This window comes from Ferdinandcohnia sp. SAFN-114, assembly GCF_059415045.1.
In genome coordinates this window covers 1-8,331 of sequence record NZ_JBPFDQ010000139.1, presented here as the reverse complement: position 1 = coordinate 8,331, position 8,331 = coordinate 1, and the positions used below count along the sequence as shown (strand labels likewise).

Here is an 8,331-nt window from a genome sequence, read left to right as displayed (position 1 = left end):
AATGTCACAATACTTATCTCAAGTATTGCCATTTTGGAGGTGTTTTATATTGTCTCACTATTTTAGGTTAGTCCAGCCAGAGTCACTAACTGTTCATACTTTATCCTTTAAGCGTGCGTCTGAAATGACACGAAATAAGAAAAAATATAAGGTTGCCGGCCGTGAGGAAATTACAGAGATGATGAATAATGCTTCAACATGGACAAAGGAACACGGGTATGTCCCATATTATTTATATCGAATGAAGAACATACTTGGAAACTTAGAGAATGTTGGCTATTCACTACCAGGGCAAGAGAGTATCTACAATATTATGATTATGGAAGAAATGCAAACAATCATCGGCTTAGGCTGTGGGGCAGCTAGCAAATTTATTGATCCTATGACGGGGAAGATTACTCAATTTGCAAACCCGAAGGATCCGAAATCCTACAATGATCATTTTATTGAATACACGAACAAAAAAATCGAGATTTTAAACGATTTATTTGGAGTAGCAAAAGGGGTATAGGAAACTATACCTCTTTTTTTTCGTTCAAAAAGGAGGATTTTTCTTAATAATGAGGAATTATTCAAGTACTGGAACTCATAAAGTTAAACAGACTCCTTTTTATTAAATGTAAACGCTTTCTATTTTGTTTCTATTAGACAAGACTTTCACAAAAATACCACATTATATTTACCCATCATGAAACATACATTGATAAAAACAAACCCTTATTACTAGGAGGGATAATAATGACGGCACGTTATTTACAAGACGAGCATCATATATTTCGGGATGCCTTTCAAAAGTTTCTTGAAAAAGAAGCATATCCCTTTTATAACGATTGGGAAAAAAACGGGATAATCCCTCGTTCTTTTTGGACGAAAATGGGAGAGAATGGCTTTTTATGTCCATGGGTTGATGAAAAATATGGAGGCCTTAATGCTGATTTTGGCTATACTGTCGTCATTAACGAAGAGCTTGAACGAGTTGGAGCAAGCATGATAGGAATAGGACTTCATAGTGATATCGTGGTCCCTTATTTAAATGAATATGGCACAGAGGAACAAAAACAAAGATGGTTGCCAACATGTATATCAGGTGAAATGATTACAGCAATAGCGATGACAGAGCCAGGTGCTGGTTCTGATTTGGCAGGGATTAAAACGACTGCTGTAAAGAATGGTGTCCATTACATTGTAAACGGTCAGAAAACATTTATAACAAACGGCATTCATGCGGATTTAGTCGTTGTTGTTTGTAAAACAGATCCGAAAGAAAAACATAAAGGAATTAGTTTGTTAGCAATTGAAAAAGATACCCCAGGATTTACTCGTGGAAGGAAACTCGATAAGGTTGGTCTTCATGCCCAAGATACAGCAGAACTGATTTTTGAAGATGCAATTGTTCCTGCTGAAAATCTTATTGGAATTGAGGGGAAGGGCTTTTATTACTTGATGCAACAGCTCCAGCAAGAACGATTAATTGTTGCAATATCCGCTCAAATTGCAGCTGAAACAATGCTAAAGCTAACAATGAAATATGTTAAAGAGCGTGATGCTTTTGGGCGGCCAATTAGTAAATTCCAACATATTCAATTTAGACTTGCAGAGATGGCAACTGAAGTTGAAATAGGTAGAACCTTTTTAGATGATTTGATTGAGAAACATATCGCAGGAAAGGATGTGGTGACAAAGGTTTCCATGGCAAAATGGTGGTTAACCGATATGGCAAAAAAAGTCGCAGCTGAATGTATGCACCTACATGGTGGATACGGATATATGGAGGAATACGAGATAGCGAGACGGTATCGTGACACACCAGTATCGGCGATTTATGCAGGGACAAATGAAATCATGAAAACGATAATCGCAAAAAATATGGGGCTATAAGTTTACGAGAGTAACTTGCCTTTTTCAAATAATTTTGAAGTGGGGGAATGGATTATGATGAATGTACCATTGCTAGTTTCATCAATGCTCGAGCGTGCAGAGAGGTATTTTCCAAAGAAAACTGTTGTTTCGAGAACTTCAAATGGAATTGTAACTCATACTTATAAAGAGATAGGTGAACGAACAAGAAGATTATCAAGTGCACTTGACAAAATCGGGGTAAGTAAAGGTGAGCGTGTCGGAACATTAGCATGGAATCATCATCGTCATCTAGAAGCTTATTTTGCGATTCCTGGTATTGGTGCAGTTCTTCATACCATCAATATCCGCATTTCACCTGCGCATATAGTCTACATCATCAATCACGCAGAAGATAAGGTACTGCTTTTTGATGAAGATCTACTTCCATTATTAGAAAAGGTTAAGGATCAATTAAAAACAGTTGAGGCGTTCATCATTATGACTGATAAGGATGAATTGCCAGAAACAAACTTAGAACCACTTTATCATTATGAAAAAATTGTAAATGAAGGAAACCCTACTTTCGAATTTAAGAAAGACCTTGATGAAAATGATCCTGTAGGGATGTGCTACACCTCTGCAACAACTGGTAATCCGAAAGGGGTTGTCTATTCAAATCGCGGAGTTGTCTTACACAGTATGGCACTAGGTTTAGCCGATGGTTCAGGATTGACGGAAAGTGATATTGCGATGCCAGTTGTTCCGATGTTCCACGTAAATGCCTGGGGATTACCTTTTGCGGCGGTGTGGTTTGGAACCACTCTCGTTATGCCGGGACCCTATTTTACTCCAAAGGTATTGGCTGAATTAATAGATTCCGAGAAAGTAACAATGACTGCGGGTGTACCAACAATCTGGCTTGGGCTTCTTAATGAACTAGAACAAGGCAGCTACGATACAAGCAGTCTAACTCGTATTTTATGTGGTGGTTCTGCAGCTCCAAAGGGGCTTATTTAAGCGTTTGAAACAAAATACAAAATCCCGTTTATCCATGCTTATGGGATGACAGAAACAACACCACTTGTTGTTTTGTCGCGTCTAAAAAGCTATCAAAATAATCTATCAGAAGAGGAAAAATTAGAAATACGCTCGAAACAAGGCTCTATCGTCCCCCTCGTTGAAATGAAAGTTGTAGGGGCAAATGGAGAAGTGGCCAATGACGGTAAAGAAATGGGAGAGTTATTGTTAAGAGGAAATTGGATTGCGGATGAGTATTATAAGGATGAGCGAACAAATGATGCGTTCCGAGATGGGTGGTTACATACCGGAGATGTAGTCACAGTAGATGAAGAAGGAATTGTGAAGATTGTTGATCGAACAAAGGATCTAATCAAGAGTGGTGGAGAATGGATATCCTCTGTTGATATTGAGAATGCACTTATGGCCCATGAGGCAGTATTTGAAGCGGCGGTTATTGCAGTACCGCATGAAAGATGGCAAGAACGGCCAGTTGCATGTGTAGTGTTAAAAGATGCTGCAAAGGACCAAATTACAAAGGATGAGCTATATGAGTTTCTAAAGCCACAATTTGCGAAATGGTGGTTGCCAGATGACATCATCTTCATGAATGATATCCCGAAAACATCAGTAGGAAAGTTCTTGAAAAGAGCCCTTCGAGACCAACTGAAAGACCATCTATCACAAGTTAAGTAAACATGTAGGACACCTCGAAAGAAACTGTATGAAGAGGATCGGAACTAGATAAAACCAGGAGATGGCGTTATCACAAAGATGGAAAAGAGGTTCGGTATTGGGCAAAACTAGGAGATAGCGAACCCGGAAAGATGGAAAAGAGGTTCGGTATTGGGCAAAACTAGGAGATTGTGAACCTGGAAATATGGAAAAGAGGTTCGGTATTGGGTAAAACTAGGAGATAGCGAACCCGGAAAGATGGAAAAGAGGTTCGGTATTGGGCAAAACTAGGAGATTGTGAACCTGCAAAGATGGAAAAGAGGTTAGGTATTGGGTAAAACTAGGAGATTGTGAATCTGCAAAGATGGAAAAGAGGTTAGGTATTGGGCAAAACTAGGAGATTGTGAACCTGCAAAGATGGAAAAGAGGTTAGATATTGGGCAAAACTAGGAGATAGCGAACCCGCAAAGATAGAAAAGAGGTTCACAACTGGATAACTTTAGGAGATAGCGAACCCGGAAATTCGCAAACTCAATATAGAGGTAAAAATTCTGGGTAAATTTAGTAGATAACTAACTTGCAAAAGGGTCATCCAAAAACTTTGGATGACCTTATCAATTTGTTGAAAACGGTTTCTTTTAAGGTAATATCATTATATAATAGTAGAAACACCACTAAGGGGGCTTAATAATGGCAATCGAACAAGTAGAAAAAGTGTTTCTTCATATTGATGAGCGAGTAGCCTATCTTACTCTAAATCGCCCAGAAGCACTAAATTCGATGGATATTGAAATGCTTAACCAAATTTTACATAGTTTAAAAGAAGTAGCTGCCAACGATGGAGTGGATATCCTTGTATTGGCTGGTAGTGGACGAGGCTTTTCAGCTGGTGGAGATATTAAAACAATGTTAAGTTCAACTGACGAAAGTGCTTTTGCACCTGTGATGGAACTTATTTCAGAAATAATGAAAACGCTATACTTGTTACCGAAGCTAGTAATCAGCGCAATCCATGGACCAGCTGCTGGCCTTGGGTTAAGCTTTGCGTTAGGTGCTGATTACATCATAGCTGATCGACAATCCAGATTAGCTATGAACTTTATCGGAATCGGCCTAATTCCTGATGGTGGTGCACATTTCTTTCTTGAAAAAAGACTTGGCGAAGCAAGAGCAAAACATTTAATTTGGGAAGGAAAGCAATTGTCTCCTGGTGAAGCCTTGCACCTCGGATTAATTGATGAGGTTGCAGAGGAAGAACTGCAAACAGCAGTCATTCATAAGGTGAAAAAGTGGAAAAAGAAACCTGTACTTGCCATGATTCAAACTAAGTCTATCTACAATCAAATGCACTTATCAGAGCTTGAAAAAATATTGGAATTAGAAAAACACGGACAGTATGCAATGAGAAGTACGAAGGATCACCGTGAGGGCATTCAAGCCTTTTTAGAAAAAAGAAAACCAGTTTTTAAAGGTGAATAATGAAAAAATCCCGTTGAAAGCACAGCGGGATTTTTTAATAAATAAAAACAGGTACCCCAAATTGGGTGCCTGCCTAACGATGAAATAACACTAATTTTCCTGCTGTGCTTGTGCAACGATGTGTTGTTTCTAAATAGTTTTTTTCTATCAGTATTCTTTCGCCAGTTTCCTTTGCCTCTTTTTCAGTAGCAGCTTCAAATGTTTCTTCGAGTAATTTTTCTCCCGTTTTATCAAACACTGTTAACACATAGTTCATATCAGAGTCCCCCATAAATAAAGTTAAAATTCAGATACTTAAAGTGTAGTTGATTGCAAGTTCCAGCGCAATATATACAATAAATAAATGTGTTATGATAATTTTTGAAACTTTTTCCTAACTCATTCGTAAAAAACAACAGGAAAAGGAGGAGTCGAAATGGCATTACAGCTAGAAAATGTGACAAAACGATTCGGTAGCTTCACAGCAGTAGATAACCTATCAATCGAAATTCCTGAGCGTGAAATGTTTGGATTTCTAGGCGCCAATGGGGCAGGAAAGACAACAACATTTCGAATGATACTTGGATTATTAGATGCCAGTGATGGCCGAATTAGTTGGGATGGAAAAAAGATTAATTACGATACAAGCCATATGATTGGGTACTTACCAGAAGAAAGAGGACTTTACCCAAAAATGAAGGTGCGTGATCAACTTGTGTACCTTGCGAGACTACGCGGTATGCAAAAACAGGATATTTTAAAACAAATTGATTACTGGTTAGAACGATTTAAGGTTCCTGAATATGCGACAAAAAAAGTTGAGGAATTATCAAAAGGGAACCAGCAAAAAATACAGTTTATTGCATCTGTTATTCATAAGCCGAAGTTACTAATTCTTGATGAACCATTCAGCGGGCTTGACCCTGTGAATGTAGAGCTTCTAAAAGAAGCCGTTGTGGATTTGAAAAATGAAGGGACCTCAATTGTATTTTCAAGTCACCGGATGGAACATGTTGAGGAATTATGTGAACATTTATGCATTATGCATCACGGCAAACCTGTTGTCCATGGTTCTCTAAAAGAAATTAAGCGTTCTTTTGGAAAGAAAAATGTCATCGTACATGCCGATTTTGATATCAGTCATTTAAAAACATTAGCAGGTGTAACAAGGGTGAAGGAAACTGCGGAGGGACTCAATTTACAGGTTGAAAGTGAACAAATATCACAAAAAATACTAGATTCTATAGTAGGAAAAGGCTTTGTTCGAAAGTTTGTATTAGAGGAACCTTCCTTAAATGATATTTTTATCGAAAAGGTAGGTGCTTCTTATGAATAAGTTTTGGATTATCCTTTTTCACACCTATGTGAGTAAATTAAAAACAAAATCATTTATTATTACGACATTGATAACGGCACTCATTATCTTTGGTCTAGCAAATATTCAAACCATCATTGACAAATTTGATGAAGATGAGACAACCCATGTAGCAGTTCTTAGCGAGTCAGATGAGCTTTATCAAGCGTATGAACAGACTTTATCAGCTATGTCTAGTGATATCGTCATTGAGAAAATGGAAGGGGCAGAAGAGAATGCCCAAGAACGGGTTACTAACGAAGAATTAACCGGTTATCTTATCCTAACTGAAAGTTCAGAGGGTCTACCAGAGGGAGTTTATAAGGCACCGTCGATAACAGATTCAGAAATCACTGGGCAACTAGAACAGGCTCTTCAACAGTTGAAGGTGACAATCGCAACCACAAAAGCGGGATTAACCCCTGATCAGATTAATCAATTGTATGCACCCGTCCAATTTGATAAAGTGGCCCTTGAAGAAAACGCAAAATCGGAAGAAGAACTTAATCAAGCGCGTGGTTTAGTATACGTCCTTTTATTTGTTATCTATTTTGCAGTCATCATGTATGCAAATATGATTGCGATGGAAGTTGCTACTGAAAAATCATCTCGTGTTATGGAAATATTGATTTCGAGTGTTTCTCCTATTAAGCAAATGTTCGGTAAGATACTTGGTATTGCATTATTGAGCCTAACTCAATTTGCTGTGATTTTATTGGTCGGATATGGCTCCTTAAAGCAAAGCATGGGTGGTATGGAGGGCGGATTTTTTGAAGTATTTGGTTTTGGCGATTTGCCCGTATCAACCTTTGTTTACGCTGGTGTTTTCTTCATTTTGGGATACTTCTTATATGCAACACTTGCAGCCTTCTTAGGGTCTTTAGTAAGTCGAATTGAAGATGTTCAACAAATGATCACACCGATGACCTTGTTAATCGTAGCCGCATTTATGATTGCAATGTTTGGGCTAACAAAACCGGAATCATCCGCGATTACAATTACTTCTTATATTCCATTTTTCGCACCAATGATCATGTTTCTTCGAGTTGGTATGCTAACACTTCCAACCTGGGAAATTGCATTATCAATTGGATTACTAGTTATAACAATAACTTTACTAGCGATATTTGGAGCTAGAGTCTACCGCGGAGGAGTACTAATGTACGGTAAATCATCCTCCTTCAAAGACATCAAAAAGGCTTTACAAATTACAAAGAATGATAAATAAGCTACAAGAATTAAACCGAGGGTAATTTCCCTCGGTTTTTATATGATCTAAAACCAATATACACCCTGATAATCTCATATTAATAAGAACGTGCATTCGTATTGAGTAGGTGATAGAATATAGGTAAAAGAGTCTAAAGGAGCTAATTAATGGATGCACTTACCTTTTTACATATTGCGGATTTACATTTGGACAGCCCGTTTTCAGGGTTAACCAATCTGCCAACGAAAGTTTTTAAGCGTGTACAAGAGAGTACGTTTACCTCCTTGTCTAGATTAATCAATATTGCGATTGAGCAAAAGGTTGATTTTATCATCATTGCCGGTGATTTATTCGATGGAGAAGACCGAAGCCTCCGTGCACAATCACGATTTCGTAAAGAAATGGAACGACTTAGAGAACATGGTATTGAGGCATTTGTCACGCACGGTAATCATGACCATCTTAGTGGAAATTGGCCACATTTTGAATGGCCGAGTAATGTCCATGTGTTTCAAAATGAAAATGTCGAGGTCATTCCATATTTAAAAAATGGAGAAACCGTTGCGAATATTTATGGGTTTAGCTATGCCAAAAAAGCTGTGCTTGAAAACAAAACCAAATTTTATGAAAAGAAAGACGGTGCCACATATCATATAGGCATCTTACATGGAAGTAAAGAAGGGGAGAGTTCACATAGTCGGTATGGACTAACCTAAAATAGTGAGACAATATAAAACACCTCCAAAATGGCAATACTTGAGATAAGTATTGTGACATT

Annotated in this window: 6 protein-coding genes and 2 pseudogenes; 7 read left to right on the top strand and 1 reads right to left on the bottom strand. The window is 38.0% G+C overall.

What is annotated here, in order from left to right; genetic code table 11:
- Positions 1-70: 70 nt before the first annotated feature.
- The 4 genes and pseudogenes from ACR65M_RS25685 to ACR65M_RS25670 form a co-directional block, all read left to right on the top strand.
- A pseudogene (locus ACR65M_RS25685) lies at positions 71-511 on the top strand (coproporphyrinogen III oxidase); the annotation flags it as partial.
- Between the two features lie 227 nt (positions 512-738).
- Entirely contained in the window at positions 739-1,878 is a 1,140-nt protein-coding gene (locus ACR65M_RS25680) for an acyl-CoA dehydrogenase family protein (RefSeq protein WP_341332497.1), read from the top strand.
- Between the two features lie 54 nt (positions 1,879-1,932).
- A pseudogene (locus ACR65M_RS25675) lies at positions 1,933-3,552 on the top strand (long-chain fatty acid--CoA ligase).
- 669 nt (positions 3,553-4,221) lie between these two features.
- On the top strand, positions 4,222-5,010 hold the full coding sequence (locus ACR65M_RS25670) for an enoyl-CoA hydratase (RefSeq protein WP_341332495.1): 789 nt from the start codon (positions 4,222-4,224) through the stop codon (positions 5,008-5,010).
- Between the two features lie 73 nt (positions 5,011-5,083).
- Here the strand turns inward: ACR65M_RS25670 and ACR65M_RS25665 are convergent, their stop codons facing one another.
- Positions 5,084-5,266: a YhzD family protein gene (locus ACR65M_RS25665; protein ID WP_341332494.1), complete on the bottom strand. Its 183-nt coding sequence runs from the start codon at positions 5,264-5,266 to the stop codon at positions 5,084-5,086.
- 159 nt (positions 5,267-5,425) lie between these two features.
- Here ACR65M_RS25665 and ACR65M_RS25660 point away from each other — a divergent pair, with 159 nt between their 5' ends.
- The 3 genes from ACR65M_RS25660 to ACR65M_RS25650 all read left to right on the top strand — a co-directional run bounded on the left by ACR65M_RS25660 (position 5,426) and on the right by ACR65M_RS25650 (position 8,269).
- The gene (locus ACR65M_RS25660) at positions 5,426-6,325 is read left to right on the top strand and encodes an ABC transporter ATP-binding protein (protein WP_341332493.1); all 900 of its coding nucleotides are present in this window, start codon (positions 5,426-5,428) and stop codon (positions 6,323-6,325) included.
- Positions 6,318-7,571: an ABC transporter permease gene (locus ACR65M_RS25655; protein ID WP_440274816.1), complete on the top strand. Its 1,254-nt coding sequence runs from the start codon at positions 6,318-6,320 to the stop codon at positions 7,569-7,571. Before ACR65M_RS25660 ends, ACR65M_RS25655 begins: the two co-directional genes overlap by 8 nt.
- Before the next feature lie 149 nt (positions 7,572-7,720).
- Positions 7,721-8,269 carry a metallophosphoesterase family protein gene (locus tag ACR65M_RS25650; RefSeq protein ID WP_440274815.1) on the top strand — a complete coding sequence of 183 codons (549 nt, stop codon included), beginning with the start codon at positions 7,721-7,723 and terminating at the stop codon, positions 8,267-8,269.
- Positions 8,270-8,331: the final 62 nt, after the last annotated feature.